Here is a 21498-nt window from a genome sequence, read left to right on the forward strand (position 1 = left end):
TGAGTACAAATATAAGAATTGCTAGTGTAGTAAGAAATAAAAAGAAATATAAAATAATCAAATGTTGTTGATTGTTTTGTTTAATAGTTTTAAAATTCAATGCTTCCCGAGTCATATAGTTAAAACCAATTCAATATTTTTTTTATTTTCATTAATTTATCTTTATAAGGTGCATATCGAAAAGGCAAATCAAGCCAATTCGCTTTTTTAACAATGGCTTTTTTATGGGAAAAAGTATCAAAACCTAATCTACCATGATAGGCACCAATACCAGAATGACCAACCCCTCCAAAGGGTAATCTTTTATTGGAAAAATGAATAACAGTATCATTAATGCAACCACCACCAAACGGGTATTTTTGAATCATTTCTTCTGCGAAACAATTGTTTGTTGTGAATACGTACAATGACAAAGGTTTCTCATATTTTGTGATAACGTATCTCAAATCGACAATATTTTGATATGATAAAATTGGTAAAATGGGTCCAAATATCTCATCTTTCATTATTTCGCTGTCCAGTGATGGCTCGTCAATGAGAGTGGGAGCAAGGAAGCAAATTTCTTTATTGGATTGACCACCAAAAACTACTTTTTCAGGTTCTATTAAATTAAATAATCTTTCCCAGTTTTTAGTATTTACTATCCGAGTAAAATCAGGTGATAATTCAGGATTTTCTCCATAAGCATTGGTGATTTCTTGTTTTAAATGTTCTGTAAATTCCAATTTTACGCTATCGTGAACTAATAAATAATCAGGTGCAATACAGGTTTGTCCAGCATTAATAAATTTTCCCCAAACAATTCGCTTTGCTGCTAATTTTAAATTCGCCGTTTCATCAATAATACAAGGGTTTTTCCCACCCAATTCTAGGGTTATTGGTGTGATATTTTCTGCAGCAGCTTTTGCTATAATTTTACCTACTGCTACACTTCCAGTAAAAAAAATATAATCCCAACGTTGCGATAAAAGTTTTTGAGATACATCAATTCCGCCTTCAACTACGGTAACATGATTTTTATCAAACACATTTGAAATTATTTCTGCTAATAAACTCGATGTGTAAGGAGTTAATTCCGAAGGTTTTAATACTATAGAATTTCCCGCTGCAACTGCTGCTATTAATGGACTCATAGACAGTTGAAAAGGATAATTCCAAGGCGCAATTATTAATACTTTGCCATATGGCTCATTGTATATATAATCTTTTGAGGGAAAATTTAATAGTGAGGGAAGTACTTTTTTAGGTTTTGACCAATATTTTATATTTTTTATGGTGTTTTTTAAATCGCTAATTACATAATTAGTTTCTGTTAAAACCGCTTCAAATGCTGGCTTCTTAAAATCTTTATACAGCGCTTCAATTATCCTATCTTCATTTACTTGAATAGAAAACAATAATTTTCGCAACGTATCTTCCCTAAATTGTATATTTTCTTTGAATTCCTTACTTAGCATAAATCAGAATTTAATTTTAATATTGATAGTAATTATAAGATTCCAAAACGGAATCCAGTATAAAAATCGGCTTGTTTTCCTTGACTTGAAAGAGCAGTTAAAATTGAATTGGAGCCTAGAAAAAACCCGCCTAATCTAAATCCTACTCCAGCTGTTGTTCCTGAAATTTCATTAATAGCGAATGGAATATAGGCCTCAAAAAAACCAATAGCAAACCTAGGCGTTACAGAAATTATATTTTGTGAGGTAATTTGATTATTGCTACTATTGCTATTTATTTTTTGTTGAGTGAAAAGGGTGATATTAAGTTTTGGAATTAGTTTAAAATCAGCATAAAAATTTAAAACGGTTGGAAGTTGTACTTTAAAATCATTATTTTGAGTAACTTTTGTTAAAAAGCCACTATTTAATAAAATTAGTTCTATGTCTTTTACTCCATTTGCATTTTGAAATTGATTTAAATTCAATTGTTGTGAACCTTGAATAGCCAATCTATAATCAGTTGAATTATTATTTGAAGATTTAAAAGACATGCTCCCAATATTTTTTAAAGCTGCACCAATTTTTATTTTATAATTGTTTCCAGAACCTTTTATTTGATAGTCAATTCCAATATCAGTAGCAACGCCTTGAAGATTTCCGAAAACGGATTTTGTATAATCATTAATGTTATTGAATTCATTTGCAAGACTTCCAGAATATGCAATATTCAAATTAGCAGTAGCATTAGTAAGTTTTAAATTTCCAAAATTATCAGTTATTGTTCCTTTAAAATTACCAGCTCCTATATTTGCATAGGCACCGGGAAATAATAGTTTTATAGTAACCCCAGCATTAATTTTGTATTTTTTGGTTTCATATATTTTATGTGCTACTGAAAATCCGATTTCTCCCCATGCTGTCCCATTTATTCTTTGATTTTTTTCATTTGAAATAATAGCGGAACTTCCAATGGCACTTAGAGCACTATTTGTTAAAGCAGAACCAAGGTTTGTATCAACATCAATAATATTAGCTTTGATATGTCCTTTTGAGGTCACGGCAAATCCCCATTTTAAAAATTTAATTGCAAAACCTGGCCCTAAAAATTCGGAGTCAATATTAAAATTTACTGGTTCTGAACCTTTAAAAATTATATTTTTTAAATTATTTCCTCCTAAAATATCACCAAAACCTATTTTATTATTAGAAATATTAATGCTAGACGAAAATAATTGCACTTCTAAGCGACTGTCTAAATTACTTAATTCTGAGGGATTCAATCCTATATTTAAAATTCCAACTCGTTTTGAGGTTGTAATTCCTGAAAAATGGTCTTGTGAAAAAATATTTAAAGAAAAAAGTAAAACTAAAAAAAACAGTAAATTTTTCATAGGTTATGAATTTAAGTTATTATAAAAAATATCATAAATATAGGTATTTTTTTTATTTATATAGCATTCCAAATCACATCATTTGGGGTTGGGGCTATAATTAGAATGGTTTCTTTGGAAACAGGATGTACAAAAACTAATTTTCGAGCGTGAAGATGTATGCCACCATCAGGATTACTTCTGTGAAAACCATATTTCAAATCTCCTTTTATTGGTGTTCCAATTGCTGATAATTGAGCCCTAATTTGATGGTGTCTTCCCGTGTGAAGATTTATTTCTAATGCAAAATAGTTTTGAAGTATAGCAATTATTTTATAATCTAAACTTGCCAATTTACTGTCGGGAACTTCTTTAAGATGTGCTTTTGAAGTATTATTTTTTTCATTTCTTTTCAGATAATGAACTAATTTATCTTCAGAATTTAATGGCTTGTTTTTCACAATTGCCCAATATGTTTTTAGCGTTTCTTGATTACTAAAAAGTTCGTTCATACGTATCAAAGCCTTACTAGTTCTCGCAAAAACTACAATTCCGGTCGTCGGTCTGTCCAATCGGTGAACTACGCCAAGAAACACTTCCCCCGGTTTGTTATATTTAACTTTGATATATTCTTTTACAATCTCAGACAACGGTTTGTCGCCTGTTTTATCTCCTTGCACAATATCTCCAACACGTTTATTAATCACAATAATATGATTGTCTTCATGAAGTACTTGCAGGTTATTTTTATCGGAAACTATTTTCATTTCAATTCCCCCTTTGGGGGTTAGGGGGCTTTAATATTGTTCGTTTGCGTTAGGAAAATCACTCGATTTCACATCTTTCACATACTGCCCAATTGCAGAAGTCATTTCTTCATATAAATTCAAATAACGTCTCAAAAATCGTGGACTAAATTCAGTATTCATACCCAACATATCGTGTATTACAAGTACTTGCCCGTCAACGCCACCACCAGCACCAATTCCAATAACAGGAATCGAAATACTTTGTGCTACTTTCGCTGCTAAATGAGCAGGGATTTTTTCTAATACCAATGCAAAACATCCAATTTTCTCAAGCATTTTAGCGTCTTGCATCAACTTTTCAGCTTCTTCTTCTTCTTTGGCACGAACGGTATAACTTCCAAATTTATATATCGATTGTGGGGTCAAACCCAAATGTCCCATTACAGGAATTCCAGCATTTAATATTTTCTTTATTGAATCTTTAATTTCGCTGCCACCTTCTAATTTCACTGCGTGTCCACCACTTTCTTTCATAATTCTAATGGAAGAACGCAACGCTTCTTTTGGGTCTGATTGGTAGCTTCCAAAAGGCAAATCTACCACAACTAAAGCCCTTTCGATGGCACGAACTACACCAGACGCGTGATAAATCATTTGGTCTAAAGTAATGGGTAACGTGGTTTCGTGTCCCGCCATTACATTGGAAGCAGAATCACCAACAAGAATCACGTCTATTCCAGCAGTATCAACAATTTTTGCCATTGTATAATCATAAGCCGTAAGCATTGAAATTTTCTCGCCATTAGCTTTCATTTCAATAAGTGACTTGGTAGTTATTCTTTTATAATCTTTTTTAGCTACTGACATTATGATTTTGAATTACGGTTTATGTAAAAATTTAGGCAAAAATAATCAAATTTGTTTGATTAAATAGATAATTATGCGGAGGTTAATTTTAGATTTATGATTTCAGATTTTAGATTTTTAATCTGTGTAAATTTGTGAAATCTGTGTTTATATTTAAATTAGTCAAAAAAACCTATTAACAATTAACCGATTTAACTTTTACTTTCAAACGATTAACTGATTCACCAATTAAACTTTAAACTTTTCCCTAACAATCAGCCATATTCACTGCGATTGCTAATCCACCTTCTGAAGTTTCTTTATATTTGTTATTCATATCTTTAGCAGTTTGCCACATAGTATCAATCACTTTATCCAAAGGTACTTTTACATTTTTAGGGTCTGTTTCTAATGCTAATTCAGCTGCATTAATTGCCTTAATTGCTCCCATTGTATTTCTTTCGATACACGGAATTTGAACTAAACCACCAATAGGATCGCAGGTCATTCCCAAATGATGTTCCATAGCAATTTCAGCTGCCATCAAAACTTGTTCTGGTGTTCCACCCATTAATTCGCACAAAGCAGCCGCTGCCATAGATGATGAAACACCAATTTCAGCTTGACAACCACCCATTGCTGCAGAAATAGTAGAACCTTTTTTGAAAATACTTCCTATTTCTCCTGCAACCATCAAGAATTGTTTGATTTCATTCTCGCCAGCATCGTGATTTTCGATAACTAAATAATACATCAAAACGGCAGGAATGACGCCCGCACTTCCATTGGTTGGTGCCGTAACGACACGTCCCAAAGCAGCATTTACTTCATTTACAGCTAATGCAAAACAACTTACCCATTTCAAAATTTGACGAAATTTAACTTCGGTTTTTCTGATTTCTTCAAGCCAAGTTTGAGGCGAATCATAATTGGCCAAACCAATTAAATTCTGATGCATATCAAATGCTCTTCGTCTCACATTCAATCCTCCCGGGAGAATTCCTTCAGAGTGGCAACCTATATAGATACATTCTAACATTGTATTCCAAATACGCATCAACTCATTATGAATTTTTTCTTCGGAACGCATTGCTTTTTCATTTTCATAAACGATTTCTGAAACCTTTTTATTTTCGCTAATACAATAGTCTAAAAGTTCTGCTGCGTTTGCAATTTGAAACGGAAAAGCACATTTTATTTTTAGTTTTTGTTTCGCATTTTCACGCTCTTCTTTCACGACAAATCCTCCTCCAATTGAGTAAAATGTTGATGAATATTCACTATCATCATTTGCGTAAGCAGTAAATTTTAAACCATTAGAATGAAAGGGAAGGAAGTTTTTATTGAAGACAATATCTTGAAGGAAATAGAATGGAATTGGCATTTCGTTTCCCAAAAAAATTTCGTTTTTATCTTCAATTGATTTTATAATTTTAAATATATTTTCGATAGGAATATATTCAGGATCTTGACCGCTCAAACCAAGCATAAGTGCGGAATCAGTGGCGTGTCCTTTGCCAGTTAAGGAAAGAGAACCGTATAAATCGACTTTAATTTGTTTGGTTGTTTGTAAAATATTATTAGCTCGTAACTCAACAAGAAAACGCTCTGCTGCTCGCCATGGACCTAATGTGTGAGAACTAGATGGGCCAACACCTATTTTTAGCATATCGAATACAGAAATACATTCTTCCATAATATTTTAATTGGTACAAATATAAATCAATAGACGCATATATTAGATTTATACACTAAAAATTATGAATTTAATAATAAAGACTAAATTTTTGATTAAAATTTGTGTAATGTGTAATATTTTTTTTTCTTGTACAAATTCTCAAGATTTTTTTAAAGAAACAGCATTTTCCTTAACAATAATTTCTAGTGGAATATAATGAGTTAATTTAATTTCTTCCTTTAAAACTAATTTTTTGTAAAGATGATTAATCCCTAAATAACCTTGTTCTTCTGGTTTTTGATTGATTAAAAAATCAATGTGATTTTCGTTTAGATATTCTAAATTTTGTTTTAATAAATCATAACCGACAACACGAATCTCATTTAGATTATTTTCTTTAAGAAACTTAGCTACAATATAAACCCTTGAATTAGGGACAAAAACACTATTAATTCCATCAAACATTTTTTGGGTAAGTTTGTTTGATTCAGAATCTTTTAGACTAATTTCTGAAAATTTAAAATTTGGAAGCCCAAGCGTATCTTTAAAAAAAGAATAAAATCCATTTATCCTTTGTAAAAATACTGAAGTACTTTCTATCTCACGAGTTATTTTAATTATTAAAACTTTATTTTCAGTTTTAATGCCAAAACTAATTAGTTTTCCTGCTAAATAGCCACTTTGATAGGCATCTTGACCAATATAGTCAAGTCCTTCAATTTCTGGAATATTGGAATCAATCATCACTATTGAAATATTTTTCTTTACGAATTCTTTTAAAAAAAGTAATGATTCGTCATAAAATATTGGAGCAAATAGTAATCCGTCAAAATCTTTTTCTAAAACTTTTTTTGCAAGTTTTTTAAATGCTGAAGAACTGTACTCATAATAAAAATAATCTATTTGAACTCCAAATCTTTCAAATTCTTCGGCAGCTTTTTTAACCCCTAAAACAGGTGCTGCCCAATATTCCAATCCTTCGTGTCGGGGTAAAAATACAGCAATCCTAAATTTTTTATTAAAGGCTAAGTTACTTGCGTAAATATTTCGTTGGTATCCGTAATCTTTGACTATAGCATTTACAATAGCAATATTTTCTTGAGAAACTTGGCCGCGATTGTGTAGAATTCGGTCAACAGTCCCAACAGAGATATTCGCAAGTTTCGCAATTTTTTTTATTGTTATGATGGCAATTGTTTTTATTTAAACATTCCTTAAAGATTACAAATTTAATTTTTTATTTAAAATTATTGAAATAAAAGTAAATTATAATATTTTTTTTATAGATTTGCATAGCCGTGTTCGTGCACGATACATTGTCGTTTTTATATTTTTTTTAATAATTTTTTTTTAGTTTAAAAATAGACTTTAAATATGTCAAAAAAAGTTGTAACATTTGGTGAAATATTACTCCGGTTGTCGCCACCAAGTCATTTACGATTGACGCAAGCGACTTCATTTGACTTATATTACGGGTGTGCTGAAGCTAATGTAGCTGCATCGCTTTCTAAATTTGGATTGCCAGTAAAATTTATAACGGCAGTTCCTCCAAATGAATTGGGTGAATCGTCCTTGAGCATGTTGCGTTCTTTTAGTGTTGATCCCGTGGCCATTATTCAAGGCAAAAGGCTTGGGATTTATTATTTTGAACAAGGTGCTTCGGAACGACCAGGAAAAGTGGTTTATGACCGAGAAGATTCCTCTTTTTCTTTATTGAAAAAAGGAATGATAGATTGGGAAATGATTTTCAAAGATGCCGATTGGTTTCATTGGTCCGGAATTACTCCATCTTTGTCGTTGGATTTGTCAGAATTATGCGAAGAAGCGTTGCTAGTTGCTTCCAAAATGGGATTGATGATTTCGGCGGATTTAAATTACAGACCGACCCTATGGAAATATGGAAAAGAAGCCAATGAAATTATGCCTAACCTAGTTAAACATTGCGATTTATTATTGGGAGGCGCAGATGAAACTGAAAAAGTTTTGGGAATTAAAGTAAAAGAAAATGAAACTCAAGAAATGATTTTTGCCAATTGGATGAAAGCATTCCCGAAGTTAAAGAATATTGTTACTACACAAAGGATAGCCGCCAATGCCTCATCGAACGGAATAAGTGCTTCTTTTTGGAACGGAACGCAATTATTGCATTCTCAAAAATACAATGTTTCACATATTATAGATAGAATTGGAGCAGGAGATGCCTTTATGGCTGGAATTATTTACGGAATGATTACCTGGACAAAGGATTATCAAACGACTTTAGAGTTTGCTGTTGCAGCTGCATGTTTGAAACACTCCATTTCTGGAGATATTAATTTGGCTACTGTAAACGAAATAACAGCCCTTATGACTGGATCGGGCGGAGGAAGAGTGTCTAGATAATACGTAATTAAAAAACAAATAAATTAAACAATTAATAACAATTAAAAAGTAAGACCATGTCTAAAAAAGTAGTAACATTTGGTGAGATAATGTTAAGATTGGCTCCACAAGGATTTTTAAGATTTTCACAAGCCGACAATTTTGATGTTGTTTATGGAGGAGGAGAATCGAATGTAGCGGTTTCATTAGCAAATTATGGAATTCCAGTTGATTTTGTAACGCGTTTGCCAAAAAATGATATCGGAGAATGTGCCATGATGGAAATGCGAAAAAGAGGCGTTGGTGTTGACAAAATTGTTTGGGGTGGCGACCGTTTAGGAATTTATTTTTTAGAAACCGGAGCGGTATCAAGAGGAAGCAAAGTAGTTTACGATAGATCGCATTCTTCTATGTCGGATATTCAACCGGGAATGGTGAATTGGGAAGAAGTTTTTCAAGGAGTGGAGTGGTTTCACTGGACAGGAATAACTCCAGCTATCTCACAAAGTTCTGCCGATGCTTGTTTGGAAGCTGTAAAAGTAGCCAGCAAATTAGGAGTTACAATTTCAACCGATTTGAATTACCGTGCTAAATTATGGAAATATGGTGGCGACCGTGAGGCAATCATGACCGAATTGACTTCGTATTGCGATGTGATTTTAGGAAATGAAGAAGATGCCGAAATGCACTTTGGTATCAAACCATCAGGAGCAGCAGTTCAAACACACGGACATGATGTTAAAGCAGAAGCGTTCTTGTCTGTTTGTCAACAAATGATGGAAAAATTCCCAAGAGCCAAAAAAGTAATTACTACTTTAAGAGGTTCGATTTCTGCTTCTCATAATACATGGGCAGGAGTTTTATACGATGGAAAAGAAATGTTACAAACTCGTCAATATCAAATTACTGATATCGTTGATAGAGTAGGTGGTGGTGATTCATTCATGGGAGGTTTAATCTACGGATTGTTAACCTATCCAGATAACGACCAAAATGCATTGGATTTTGCTGTGGCAGCTTCTTGCTTAAAACACACGATTAAAGGCGATGCCAATTTAGTTACGGTTGATGAGGTGAATAAATTAATGGGTGGCGATGCTTCTGGAAGAGTTGCTAGATAAGTAAGAATCATGATAATAGATACCTTAATTAACGCATCAAAATATTATAGTTTGCATCCTTCCTTTGCGAAAGCATTTGACTTTTTACACCAAAATGATTTGGCTAATCTTGTCGAAGGCGTTTCAGAAACTCCAGAAGGTTTGAAGTTAATTGTCAATACAGCAAACGGAAAAACAGAAGAAGCTAGTTTAGCAAAATTTGAATGTCACGATAATAATATCGACATACAAGTTTGTGTAAAAGGATTGGAAACTTTCGGATGGAAACCAAGAGAAAAATGTGTAGCACAAAACGGGACGTATAATCCAGAGAAAGATGTTCGTTTTTTTAGCGATGCACCCGACATGTTTTTTCAATTAACAGACGGACAATTTGCTATTTTCTTTCCAGCAGATGTGCATGCTCCCATGATTGGCGAAGGCGAAATTAAAAAAGTAGTAATAAAAGTTAAAAAATAGATTTATGAGCACTATCCAAAAAGTATCAGATTCCATTGTACAACAAGGAATGCTTCCGTTGTATTTCAATGCTGATGAAACCGTAACAATAGAAGTTTTAAGAGCAATTTACAGAGCAGGAATCAAAGCAGTAGAATATACAAGTCGTGGCGAAACTGCTTTGAGTAACTTTACCAAAATGGTGGAAGTGAGAAATGCTGAAATGCCTGATTTATTATTGGGAATAGGAACAATCAAAAACTTGCAACAAGCAGAAGAATATTTTGCTGTTGGTGCTGATTTTTTCATCAGTCCAGGTTTTGTTCCTGAAGTGGCTACATTTTTAAAAAGCAAAGGAATTTTATACAGCCCGGGTTGTATGACACCAACAGAAATTATTACAGCTGAAAATGCTGGGATTCACTTCATCAAATTGTTTCCTGGGAATATGCTAGGACCCGATTTCTTGAGTGGAATTAAAGATATTTTCCCAAAATTATTGTTCATGCCAACAGGTGGTGTAGATACAACCAAAGAAAATATTGGCGGTTGGTTCAAAGCAGGAGTTTCGGCAGTGGGAATGGGAAGTAAATTAATCAGCAAACAATTAATGGCTGACAAAGATTACGCAACAATCGAATCGGAAACAAAAATCGTATTGGGCTTAATTCAATCTATAAAAAACTAAAAGATGAAAACAGTAGTTATAACAGGAGCAGGAGGAGTTTTGTGTGGTACATTGGCAAAAGCATTGGCTAAACAAGGCTACCAAATAGCACTTTTAGATTTAAAAAAAGAAGCCGCAGATGCAGTTGCTAACGAAATTAATGCAGCAGGAGGTAAAGCGATTGGCGTTGCCGCAAATGTGTTGGAAAAAGAATCATTAGAAGCAGCCAGAAAAGAAGTCAATGAAAAATTGGGAAGCTGCGATATTTTGGTGAACGGCGCAGGTGGAAATCACCCATTAGGAACAACTTCAAATCCATTTCTATTAGAGGAAGATTTACAAAACACAACCGAAGGTTTCAAAACTTTTTTTGATTTGGATGCCGAAGGAATAAAGTTTGTTTTCAATTTAAACTTTATCGGAACTTTATTGCCAACGCAAGTTTTTTCAAAAGACATGATAGGCAAAAAAGGCTGTAGCATTTTGAATATTTCTTCGATGAATGCCTTTACACCTTTAACAAAAATACCAGCATACAGTGGCGCAAAAGCCGCGGTATCTAACTTTACGCAATGGCTTGCAGTACACTTTTCTAAAGTGGGAATTCGTGTCAACGCTTTGGCTCCTGGATTTTTCTTGACAGACCAAAACCGTGCATTATTGACGACTGGAAACGGTGAATTGACTGCAAGAGGGAATACCATTATTGGGCAAACGCCTATGGGAAGATTTGGAGAACCGGAAGATTTAATTAGCACCACACTTTATTTATGTGATGATGCATCCTCTTTTGTGACGGGTGTGGTTATTCCAATTGATGGCGGTTTTAGCGCGTTTAGCGGAGTTTAAAAAAAATAACACTTAAAACGAAATACATATAGTTATGGAACAAACATGGAGATGGTACGGACCAAATGACCCTGTAAAATTATCTGACGCTAGGCAAGCTGGTGCAACTGGAATTGTTACTGCCTTGCACCATATTAAAAATGGACAAGTGTGGGAAGTTGACGAAATCATGAAAAGAAAAAATGAAGTGGAAGCGGCAGGATTAACATTTTCTGTTGTTGAAAGCATTCCAGTTCACGAAGATATCAAAAAGCAATCGGGGGATTATTTGAAATACATAGAAAACTATAAGCAAAGTATCAAGAACTTAGCGACTTGTGGAATTACTATTGTTTGTTATAATTTTATGCCTGTTTTAGATTGGTCTAGAACCGATTTGTCTTATGAAATGCCAGATGGTTCGAAAGCCTTGCGTTTTGATACCAATGAATTTGCCGCTTTTGAATTGTTTATTTTAAAAAGACCAGGAGCAGAAACTACCTACTCAGAAGCACATCAAGTAAAAGCAAAAGCGACTTTTGAAAAATTAACGGAAGCCGAAAAAGTAAAATTGCAACAAAACATTATTGCAGGTTTGCCAGGAGCAGAAGAATCTTATACTGTTGAAGATTTTTTAAAAGTACTTCAAGGATATGACGGAATTGATGCCAATAGATTGAAAGAAAATTTATATTATTTCTTACGCGAAATTATTCCTGTAGCCGAAAGTGCGGGTGTTTTAATGGCTATTCACCCTGACGACCCACCTTATCCAATTTTAGGATTGCCTAGAGTGGTTAGTACAGAAGCGGATTTGATACAATTATTAAATGCAATTGATTCGCCTTCAAACGGATTTTGCATGTGTACTGGGTCTTACGGTGTTATTGCTGATAATGATTTGCCTGGAATTGTAGATCGTCATGGTACTAAAATGAATTTTATTCACTTGAGAAGTACACAACGTGATGCCGAAGGAAATTTCTATGAAGCCAACCATTTAGAAGGCGATGTGGATATGTATGAAGTGGTAAAATCCATTCTAAAAAAACAAAAAGAAACGAAAAGAATCATTCCAATGCGTCCAGATCATGGACATCAAATGTTAGATGATTTGAATAAAAAAACAAATCCTGGCTATTCAGGAATTGGTCGTTTACGAGGTCTTGCTGAATTGAGAGGATTAGAAATGGGAATAGAACGCAGTTTATTTTAATATAAATTATGGTTGAAAATATATTTATTACGGATGATTTTTTGCTACACAGTGAAGCAGCAAGAACGCTGTATCACGATTTTGCAAAAGCGCAACCTATTTTTGATTACCATTGTCATTTGTCTCCAAAAGATATTGCTGAAGACCGCCAATTTGAGAATTTAACTCAGATATGGATAGATGGTGATCATTATAAATACAGAGCAATGCGTGCCAATGGAGTAGATGAAAAATTCATCACGGGCGACGCAAGCGATTATGAAAAATTTGCTAAATGGGCAGAAACGGTTCCTTATACTTTAAGAAATCCTTTGTACCATTGGACTCATTTGGAATTGAAAAATTATTTTGGAATCACCACTTTATTGGATTCAGATTCTGCGGAAGCCATTTACAACCAATGTTCTGATTTATTGAAAAAACCAGAATACAGTGTAAAAAATATTCTTCGGAAAATGAATGTTGCTGTTGTGGGAACTACGGATGATCCAACTGATGATTTGCGCTACCACAAACAATTGCAAGATGATAATTTTGAAATTAGAGTTTTGCCTTCTTTTCGTCCTGACAAAGCTACGGAAATGGAAAAAGGGCAAGCATTTGTAGATTGGATTCAAAAATTAGCAAAAACTGTTGGTTATTTTATAACTGATTTTTCAAATTTAATAAAAGCGCTTCAAGAACGACATGATTTTTTCCATGAAATGGGATGTCGAATTTCCGATCACGGACATGCTAATTTCTATGGAGAAGATTATACAGAAACTGAAGTAAATATCATTTTTGCTAAAGCATTGAAAGGCGAATTAGTTTCTGTTTTGGAAATTAATAAGTACAAATCGGCTGTTTTATTTGAATTGGCTTTGATGAACAAGAAAAAATCTTGGGCGCAGCAATTTCATGTTGGAGCTATAAGAAACAACAATGCTAAAATGTTACAGGATATAGGTCCCGATCAAGGATTTGATTCGCTTGGCGATTTGAATATGGCTGATAATATGAGTAAATTTTTCGGCAGATTGAGTCAATGCGATGGTTTAACCAATACTATTGTCTATAATTTAAACCCACGAGATAGTGAAATGTTTGCCTCTATGGCGGCTAATTTTAACGATGGAAAAGTGGCGGGTAAAATGCAATATGGTGCTGCTTGGTGGTTTTTAGACCAAAAAGATGGCATGGAAAAACAATTGAATGTACTTTCTAACTTTGGTTTATTGAGCCGATTTGTTGGTATGGTAACGGATTCCAGAAGTTTTCTTTCATTCCCACGTCATGAATATTTTAGACGTATCTTGTGCAATGTTCTTGGAGATGAAATTCAAAATGGAGAATTGCCAAACAATATGAAACTTATCGGAGCTACGGTGGAAGCTATTTGTTATAAAAATGCTGAGGCTTATTTTGATATAAATAAACAATAAATAAAACCCGAATTTGTATAAATTCAAAAACTAACCAAACCTAAAAACTACTATGAAAGAAACAAATCAATCAATCGGAAAATACAGATGGACCATTTGTGGTTTGCTATTTTTTGCAACTACCGTAAACTATTTAGACCGTCAAGTATTGAGTCTTTTAGCACCAAGTTTGTCAAAAGAATTCAATTGGTCCAATAGTGATTATGCCAATATTACAGCAGTATTCCAGTTTATTTATGCTATTTCGATGCTTTTTGCAGGAAGAATAATTGATAAATTAGGAACCAAAAAAGGATATATTTTAGCGATTACCGTTTGGTCATTAGGAGCAATAATGCATGCGTATTCGTTGCCTGTTGGAACTGCATTTTCAACATTTATGGTTTGGATTGGTGTTGGAGCAGTTCCAATTTCAATTGCAGGATTTATGTTGTCCCGAGCAGTTTTAGGTTTTGGAGAATCAGGAAATTTCCCTGCAGCAATAAAAGCTGTAGCAGAATATTTCCCTAAAAAAGAACGTTCGTTTGCAACAGGAATTTTTAATTCGGGTTCTAATGTAGGAGCAATTTTAGCACCATTAACAGTTCCTGTGATTGCAGAATATTATGGTTGGGAATTTGCTTTTATCCTCGTTGGAGCTATTGGATTTATATGGGTAATTGCTTGGTTTATATTTTACGAAATTCCATCAAAACAAAAAAGATTGTCAAAAGCAGAATACGATTATATCCACGATGATGAAGCACTAATTACCGAAAATATCGAAGCACCAAAAGAAGAAAAAGTAGCTTGGTTTAAATTATTAGGATACAAACAAACTTGGGCGTTTGTATTTGGAAAATTCATGACCGATGGAATTTGGTGGTTCTTTTTGTTTTGGTTGCCAAAATATCTTGAAGCGCAATTTAATATGAAAGGAACTGATATTGTACTTCCGTTGGCAGTTTTATATAGCATGACAATGATTGGGAGTATCGGTGGAGGCTGGTTTCCGATGTATTTTATCAATAAAGGACACAATCCTTATGAAGGAAGAATGAAAGCCATGTTGGTTATAGCTATTTTTCCATTAGTAGTTTTATTGGCACAGCCATTGGGTCATATTACTTTTTGGATTCCTGTACTATTAATTGGAGTTGGAGCTTCTGCTCACCAAGCATGGTCGGCTAATATTTTTACAACAGTTTCTGATATGTTTCCTAAAAAAGCAATTGGTTCCATCATAGGAATTGGAGGAATGGCAGGCGGTCTTGGAGGTGTTTTAGTATCTAAATTAGGTGGCGCTTTATTTGATTATTATGATGGTTTAGGTCATATTCAAACAGGTTATACCATTATGTTTGCAATTTGCGCTGTGGCCTATTTGATAGCTTGGTCAGTAATGAAAGCATTAGTTCCAAAATACAGTCCGATTAATGACTTGTAATTATTTAATTGGAAATAGATTTTTAATACGATTTACTTAATATTTTTAAAAATGAATTCAACCTCTAATATATTTAATTTAATAACGAGACAATGTGTTGTTTTTTTTTCAATAATAATTAATTCAACACTACTTTATTCTCAAGAAATTCCCCAAATAATTAGTCAGAAAGAGGTCTATTCTCAAAATTTCTTACCCGATTTTAGTTATGCGGGCTATCATTTTGGAAATATTAAAATCCCAGTAATTAATGAAAAAATAATTTTAGCTACTGATTATGGCGTTATTGCCAATGATAATTTAGACGATTCTAAAGCATTGCTAAAAGCATTTAAAGTGGCTAATGAAGTTCAAGGAAATGTTGTTTTACAACTGCCTGCGGGAAGAATAATACTGAGTGATATTTTATATATAGAGCGTAGTAATTTTGTGTTACGTGGTGCTGGTTCTGAAAATAGAGGTACTGAGATTTTCTGTCCTCGTCCAATGATGTATTTAAAAAATCAAGATTCTCTCTCGGAACTTCGTGAATATTTAACATCAACTGGTAAAAGACAGGTTGAAAAAGAGAATAATATTGACCTGCCTTTTTCACAATATGCATGGTCGGGAGGAATGATTTGGACGCAAATTCCAAACCAACGTGTAAAATCTTATCTAGAAAAATACGATACTCCACCAACAGTTCTTGCCAAGGTCATTGAAGGAAAAAGAGGTGAAAGTGTTTTACTTGTTTCGGATGTAAATGGTTTAAAAGTGGGCGATGTTGTTGAATTAGATTTGTTCAATAAAGATGGAGAAAAAGGGGATATTATAGAAGCATTATATAAAAATTCAAAAGTTAAAGTTGGCTATTCTCATTGGAAACAACCAACATTGGCTTTGGTTCGCCAGCAAGTTGAAATTGCAGCGATTTCTAAAAATAAGGTTACTATTAAAACACCTTTATTGATAGATATAAAACCAAACTATCAAGCACTTTTGATAGAATGGAATCATTTATCAGAAGTTGGAATTGAGCATTTACGTATCAGTTTTCCTGATGCAGCAAGAGTTGCTCATCACATAGAACAGGGTTATAACGGTATTTTTTTAACCCGTGTTTTTAATAGTTGGGTTAAAGATGTAACTATTAATAACGCGGAAAGTGGAATTTTAACCGAAGAAATTGCCAATGTAACCATTCAAGATATAGTAACTGAAGGGAAAAATATTGCGCATTATACGGTTGCAATGGGTGGAGTTCACAATGTATTGGTCGAAAATTTGAAAGTCTATAATAAAGCGGTACATCCCTTAAGTTTCAATACTTTTTCAACTAAAAATGTTTATGAAAACTGTGAGATTTTTACCGATCCCGATTTAGATCAACATGCAGGTGCCAATCATCAGAATTTATTTGACAATATAAAAGTACATTTTGCGCCTAATGCGGACAATACCTATCCGCTTTTTGCAGGTGGCGGTGCAAGTTATTGGAAGCCTTCACATGGCGCTTACTCTACTTTTTGGAATATTAATATAGAGGTATTAGATGATAATTCTACAACTCCGATTGAGCTAAATGGAATGGAGGAAGGTCCTTTTGCAAGAATAATAGGCATAAATGGCAACAGAAATTTCACTGTAAAATATGGTCCAGACGCCTACATGGAATCTATAAATAAGTCGATGGCAAAGATTCCCTCTTTATATGAATACCAATTAAAAAAACGATTAAAGTAATTTTCTTTGTGTATCAAAAGTTAATATACTAATTTCACTATTCGATCAACCAATTTGAATTGTTTTCACATAAGTAAAGCATGAAAAATCAACTAATTTCTTTTTTTATACTGTTTTTAAGCATTGGAACTTTTTCCCAATCCAATCAATATAGATTAAAAAACATTACTACAGTTAATGGACTTTCCCAAAGTTCTGTTATCGCTATTCACCAAGATTTGCAAGGGCAAATGTGGTTTGGAACGCGTGATGGTCTTAACAAATATGACGGCAGTAGCATAACTGTCTTTAGGAATAATCCTAAAGACACGTTGTCGATTTGCAACAACGATATTCTTTCTATTGAAGGCGACAAATCAGGAAATATATGGATAGGAACCTACAACGGATTAAATTGTTACAATCCGGTCACCAATATTTTTAAGCATTATTTGCATGGTAATGCCGCCAATACGTTGTCTAATAATACAATTTGGAATATTAAAGAAATTAAAAATGAAATCTGGATTGCTACAGCAGGAGGACTGTCAATTTTCAATAAAACTTCTCAAAAATTCACCACAATTTCGCATAATTCTAAAAACAATTTAAGTCTTTCAAATAATTTTATTTTGTCTATTTGTGAAACAAAAAAAGGCGCAATATGGATTGGAACATCAAAGGGATTATGCCAACTAATTGATCGTCAAAAAGATAATTATAAATTCAAACAATATTATACTTTAAAAGGCGAAAGCGTTTATGTTCAAGACATCAAAGAGGATTATTTTGGGAATTTATGGGTAGCTACCAAAACAAATGGGCTTTTAAAATTAGATCCAATTTCAAAAAAGCTAGTTCCATTTTCAGTAAATCAAAACCAAATAAACGCGGATGTAAGAACTTTAGATTTTGATAAAAAGGGAGTTGCTTGGGTTGGAACGTATGAAGGTGTGAGTACAATTCAAAATGATGGAAGTACTCAAAAAGTATATAATAATCCAGACAGAATGACAAGTTTTAGTAAAATAAAATCAGTTTTCACAGATAAAAAAGGATTGATATGGATTGGGTCTTATTACAATGGAATTAGTATTTGGGATGAATCGAATAATAATTTCACCAATTTAAATCAAAGCTCTGGAACAAGTGCACTAAGTTATGATGTGGTGAGTTCATTGGCTGCCGATGCAAATAAAAACATATACATAGGAACTGAAGGTGGGGGAATTACCGTTTTGGATAGTAAAACGGGAATGACTTCAAAAATCAATTCGGCTGCTTCCAATGGTATTTCTGTTGATAATATTAAATCTTTGTGCCTCTCAAATACGGGTACTCTTTGGATTGGTACTTTTACCGAAGGATTGGCAGCTTATGATATTAAATCTAAAAGATTTATTAATGAAAAAATTGCTCCAGAATTAAAAAATGTACTCAAAGAATCTGGAGTATATGTAATTAAAAAAGGTCGAAAAAACGATGTTTTTTGGTTAGGAACATTTGGCAAAGGATTGATTAGATATGATAGTTCGAATAATTCTTATCAAATAATTGGCAATGATAATTATTACGATAATTTTTTGACTAATAATAGAGTCAGAACACTGTTATTAGACAAAAAAGACAATTTGTGGATTGGAACTCAAAGCGGACTGAATGTGATTAATCTTAATGATTTTGATAACAAAACCTATCACATAAAACACTATTTCTTTGACAATAAATTGCTTTCTGGAGATGATATTTTATCATTATTTCAAGATAAAAAAGGAAAAATTTGGATAGGGACAAAGGCTAAAGGACTGTATGATTTTGATGGCATAAATTTTCATAAAATAAATATTAAAAAAGACGATTCAGAAGTAACGGCGATACATTCTATCGCTGAAGATAGTACTAATAATTTATGGATGAGTTCCAATTATGGTATTATAAAATATAATCTATCAAATAAATCTGCCTTTATTTATGACCAAAAAGATGGTTTAGTAAGCAATGAATTTAATGACAATGCCTTTTTGCAACTTGGATACAACAAATTTTATTACGGAGGTCCATCTGGGATTACCTATTTTGACACCAAAAAAATTCCAATTAATAAATATTCGCCTCAAGTTATTTTAACTGATTTTAAAATAGCTAACAAATCTATTAATGTTGCCAATGAAAATGATATTCTAGAAAAAGCAATTACTTTTACAAAATCACTAACTTTAAGTTATGACAAAGCCAATTTTACTATAAGTTTTGCAATTCCAAATTTTGTAAATTCTACAAATAATCAATACTCTTATCGATTGGTTGGTTTGGATAATGAATGGACTACGACTTCAAATACTTCTGCAACTTTTACAATTCAAAATTCAGGAACGTACGTTTTTGAGGTAAAAGGAGCTAATAATGATGGAGTTTGGAATACTGTTCCAACCACTTTAGAAATAGTTGTAAAACCCGCGCCTTGGAAAAGCTGGTGGGCGCTTTCTTTGTATGCAATTTTATTATGGATTTCACTTTATGGTTTGGCATGGATAATAAAATCTAAAGAAAAACTACGCCAAGAATTAGTATTGGAATACAGAGAAAGCGAAAGAAATAAAGAAGATAATAGTGCTAAACTGCAGTTTTTTACAAATATTTCTCATGAGTTTAGAACTCCTTTAACCTTGATTTTAGGGCCGCTACAACAAATACTTTTGAACTACAACGGTTCAAATGAAATGTATAAAAAACTCCTCGTAATTGAAAGTAGCGCCAACCATCTTTTGAAATTAATCAATAGATTGATGGATTTTAGAAAATTTGAAAACAATCAATTTATACTAGAAACAGCCGAGGGAAATATTGTTAAATATATCAAGGAAATCTTTTTATCATTTACAGAATATGCCAAAGATGGTAATTATAAATTTACATTTGAATCTACAGATGAGGAAATTTTAGTCTATTTTGACAGGTTTAAATTGGAACGCGTATTCTATAATTTAATTTCAAATGCCTTTCGTTATACTCCAAAAGGAGGCGAAATTGCAATTAAAATTAGAAAAGAGAAAAATGAAATAATCATTGAAGTTGAAGATACTGGAATTGGAATTGATAAAAAACATATCGAAAAAATATTTGATTTATTTTTTGAAATCCCAACGCACATTGAAGTTCAAATTAATTACAATAAAGGAACGGGTATTGGGCTGTCTATTGTGAAAAACATAGTAAATCTTCATAAAGGAACTATTACTGTCGAAAACAAAAGCACCAAAGGAGTTGTTTTTAAAGTGGCAATGAAGTTGGGTAGAAAACATCTTTCGGACAAAGAAATTTTAAAAGATTTTAAAATAAGTGATGATGTCGCGCAATATGAAGTTCAATTGGATTTACCCGAAATTAAAGACGAAGAAGACATTAATGACCTAGATGTTACCGATGAAAAACGAACTATTTTAATTGTAGAAGATCATAAAGTTTTACGATCCTTTATGAAAAATCTACTTAAAGCAGAATACAATATCATCGTTGCTGAAAACGGAGCAATAGGTTTGAAAAAAGCATTGAAATTTGTCCCGGACTTAATTGTAAGTGATGTAATTATGCCAGAAATGGTGGGAACAGAATTGTGTGCTAAAGTTAAAGAAAACATTAAAACGAGTCATATTCCTGTAATATTACTAACTTCAAGGTCATCATTGATATATAAAATTGAAGGATTAGAAAGCGGTGCTGATGATTACATTAGCAAACCATTTAACCTAATTGAATTTAAATTACGTATAAAAAATTTGCTTGATTCTAAACAACGTTTAAAAGCTAAATTTTCATCTGAAGACAATTTTGCGCCAAGCGAAATTACCGTTTCGTCATTAGACGAGCAATTGTTAAAGAAGGCTTTTAAAGTTGTGGAAGAAAATATCTCAAACGAACAATTTGATATTCCATTTTTTTGTTCTGAACTTGGAGTTAGTAGAACGATGCTTTTTACTAAAATAAAAGCGTGGACAAATTTTACTCCCAATGAGTTTATTCATGAAATCAGAATGAAAAGAGCTGCACAATTATTAGAGCAAAACAAGATAAACATATCTCAAATTAGTTATAAAGTAGGGTTTAATAATCCCAAATATTTTAGTAAATGTTTCCAAAAGAAGTTTGGCGAAACCCCAACGCAATACTTGAATAAATTTTCTGACAATACTAAAGCCTAAACTAAATATCATTTTTTTATGCTTTTGTATTT

The 21498-nt window shown here is 32.8% G+C and carries 16 protein-coding genes; 10 read left to right on the forward strand and 6 right to left on the reverse strand.

Features of this window, described 5'->3' with window-relative positions; all coding sequences use genetic code 11:
- Positions 1 to 119: 119 nt before the first annotated feature.
- From AC9UEH_RS02835 to AC9UEH_RS02860, 6 genes are all read right to left on the reverse strand, one after another.
- Complete coding sequence (locus AC9UEH_RS02835) at positions 120 to 1457, reverse strand: aldehyde dehydrogenase (protein WP_509528184.1); 1338 nt, start codon at positions 1455 to 1457, stop codon at positions 120 to 122.
- Between the two features lie 32 nt (positions 1458 to 1489).
- On the reverse strand, positions 1490 to 2830 hold the full coding sequence (locus AC9UEH_RS02840; RefSeq protein ID WP_509528186.1) for a hypothetical protein: 1341 nt from the start codon (positions 2828 to 2830) through the stop codon (positions 1490 to 1492).
- Positions 2831 to 2886: 56 nt separating this feature from the next.
- The gene (locus AC9UEH_RS02845) at positions 2887 to 3576 is read right to left on the reverse strand and encodes an RluA family pseudouridine synthase (RefSeq protein ID WP_509528188.1); all 690 of its coding nucleotides are present in this window, start codon (positions 3574 to 3576) and stop codon (positions 2887 to 2889) included.
- 30 nt (positions 3577 to 3606) lie between these two features.
- Entirely contained in the window at positions 3607 to 4425 is an 819-nt protein-coding gene (gene panB / locus AC9UEH_RS02850) for a 3-methyl-2-oxobutanoate hydroxymethyltransferase (protein ID WP_509528189.1), read from the reverse strand.
- A 247-nt stretch (positions 4426 to 4672) separates the two neighbouring features.
- A complete protein-coding gene (locus tag AC9UEH_RS02855; protein ID WP_509528191.1) occupies positions 4673 to 6100 on the reverse strand; it encodes an L-serine ammonia-lyase in 1428 nt (475 codons plus the stop codon).
- Between the two features lie 141 nt (positions 6101 to 6241).
- Positions 6242 to 7285, reverse strand: a complete 1044-nt coding sequence (locus AC9UEH_RS02860) for a substrate-binding domain-containing protein (RefSeq protein ID WP_509528284.1) — start codon at positions 7283 to 7285, stop codon at positions 6242 to 6244.
- Positions 7286 to 7456: 171 nt separating this feature from the next.
- On the opposite strand from AC9UEH_RS02860, the gene AC9UEH_RS02865 reads away from it, so the two are divergent.
- The 10 genes from AC9UEH_RS02865 (at position 7457) to AC9UEH_RS02910 (ending at position 21466) form a co-directional block, all read left to right on the forward strand.
- Positions 7457 to 8464: a PfkB family carbohydrate kinase gene (locus AC9UEH_RS02865; protein ID WP_509528193.1), complete on the forward strand. Its 1008-nt coding sequence runs from the start codon at positions 7457 to 7459 to the stop codon at positions 8462 to 8464.
- A 56-nt stretch (positions 8465 to 8520) separates the two neighbouring features.
- Positions 8521 to 9564 carry a PfkB family carbohydrate kinase gene (locus AC9UEH_RS02870; protein ID WP_509528195.1) on the forward strand — a complete coding sequence of 348 codons (1044 nt, stop codon included), beginning with the start codon at positions 8521 to 8523 and terminating at the stop codon, positions 9562 to 9564.
- Between the two features lie 9 nt (positions 9565 to 9573).
- Positions 9574 to 10023, forward strand: a complete 450-nt coding sequence (locus AC9UEH_RS02875) for a NanQ anomerase/TabA/YiaL family protein (protein WP_509528196.1) — start codon at positions 9574 to 9576, stop codon at positions 10021 to 10023.
- Between the two features lie 4 nt (positions 10024 to 10027).
- Positions 10028 to 10690 (forward strand): beta/alpha barrel domain-containing protein, encoded by a 663-nt coding sequence (locus AC9UEH_RS02880; protein WP_509528198.1) that lies wholly within the window; start codon positions 10028 to 10030, stop codon positions 10688 to 10690.
- A gap of 3 nt (positions 10691 to 10693) precedes the next feature.
- Entirely contained in the window at positions 10694 to 11518 is an 825-nt protein-coding gene (locus AC9UEH_RS02885; RefSeq protein ID WP_509528199.1) for an SDR family oxidoreductase, read from the forward strand.
- Between the two features lie 34 nt (positions 11519 to 11552).
- Positions 11553 to 12713 (forward strand): mannonate dehydratase, encoded by a 1161-nt coding sequence (gene uxuA / locus AC9UEH_RS02890; RefSeq protein ID WP_509528201.1) that lies wholly within the window; start codon positions 11553 to 11555, stop codon positions 12711 to 12713.
- 8 nt (positions 12714 to 12721) lie between these two features.
- On the forward strand, positions 12722 to 14137 hold the full coding sequence (gene uxaC / locus AC9UEH_RS02895) for a glucuronate isomerase (protein WP_509528202.1): 1416 nt from the start codon (positions 12722 to 12724) through the stop codon (positions 14135 to 14137).
- Between the two features lie 52 nt (positions 14138 to 14189).
- Positions 14190 to 15563 (forward strand): MFS transporter, encoded by a 1374-nt coding sequence (locus tag AC9UEH_RS02900; protein WP_509528203.1) that lies wholly within the window; start codon positions 14190 to 14192, stop codon positions 15561 to 15563.
- 51 nt (positions 15564 to 15614) lie between these two features.
- On the forward strand, positions 15615 to 17288 hold the full coding sequence (locus tag AC9UEH_RS02905; RefSeq protein ID WP_509528204.1) for a hypothetical protein: 1674 nt from the start codon (positions 15615 to 15617) through the stop codon (positions 17286 to 17288).
- Between the two features lie 80 nt (positions 17289 to 17368).
- Complete coding sequence (locus AC9UEH_RS02910; protein ID WP_509528206.1) at positions 17369 to 21466, forward strand: two-component regulator propeller domain-containing protein; 4098 nt, start codon at positions 17369 to 17371, stop codon at positions 21464 to 21466.
- The last annotated feature ends 32 nt before the right edge of the window (positions 21467 to 21498 follow it).

The organism is Flavobacterium sp., from assembly GCF_040402835.1.
GTDB lineage: Bacteria > Bacteroidota > Bacteroidia > Flavobacteriales > Flavobacteriaceae > Flavobacterium.

Bases quoted from the DNA above. Each gene is read 5' to 3' on its own strand.
- AC9UEH_RS02855 (WP_509528191.1), bottom strand. From the start codon at position 6,100: ATGGAAGAATGTATTTCTGTATTCGATATGCTAAAAATAGGTGTTGGC.
- AC9UEH_RS02840 (WP_509528186.1), bottom strand. From the start codon at position 2,830: ATGAAAAATTTACTGTTTTTTTTAGTTTTACTTTTTTCTTTAAATATT.
- AC9UEH_RS02835 (WP_509528184.1), bottom strand. From the start codon at position 1,457: ATGCTAAGTAAGGAATTCAAAGAAAATATACAATTTAGGGAAGATACG.
- AC9UEH_RS02885 (WP_509528199.1), top strand. From the start codon at position 10,694: ATGAAAACAGTAGTTATAACAGGAGCAGGAGGAGTTTTGTGTGGTACA.
- AC9UEH_RS02845 (WP_509528188.1), bottom strand. From the start codon at position 3,576: ATGAAAATAGTTTCCGATAAAAATAACCTGCAAGTACTTCATGAAGAC.
- AC9UEH_RS02880 (WP_509528198.1), top strand. From the start codon at position 10,028: ATGAGCACTATCCAAAAAGTATCAGATTCCATTGTACAACAAGGAATG.
- AC9UEH_RS02900 (WP_509528203.1), top strand. From the start codon at position 14,190: ATGAAAGAAACAAATCAATCAATCGGAAAATACAGATGGACCATTTGT.
- panB (WP_509528189.1), bottom strand. From the start codon at position 4,425: ATGTCAGTAGCTAAAAAAGATTATAAAAGAATAACTACCAAGTCACTT.
- uxuA (WP_509528201.1), top strand. From the start codon at position 11,553: ATGGAACAAACATGGAGATGGTACGGACCAAATGACCCTGTAAAATTA.
- uxaC (WP_509528202.1), top strand. From the start codon at position 12,722: ATGGTTGAAAATATATTTATTACGGATGATTTTTTGCTACACAGTGAA.
- AC9UEH_RS02905 (WP_509528204.1), top strand. From the start codon at position 15,615: ATGAATTCAACCTCTAATATATTTAATTTAATAACGAGACAATGTGTT.
- AC9UEH_RS02910 (WP_509528206.1), top strand. From the start codon at position 17,369: ATGAAAAATCAACTAATTTCTTTTTTTATACTGTTTTTAAGCATTGGA.
- AC9UEH_RS02875 (WP_509528196.1), top strand. From the start codon at position 9,574: ATGATAATAGATACCTTAATTAACGCATCAAAATATTATAGTTTGCAT.
- AC9UEH_RS02870 (WP_509528195.1), top strand. From the start codon at position 8,521: ATGTCTAAAAAAGTAGTAACATTTGGTGAGATAATGTTAAGATTGGCT.
- AC9UEH_RS02865 (WP_509528193.1), top strand. From the start codon at position 7,457: ATGTCAAAAAAAGTTGTAACATTTGGTGAAATATTACTCCGGTTGTCG.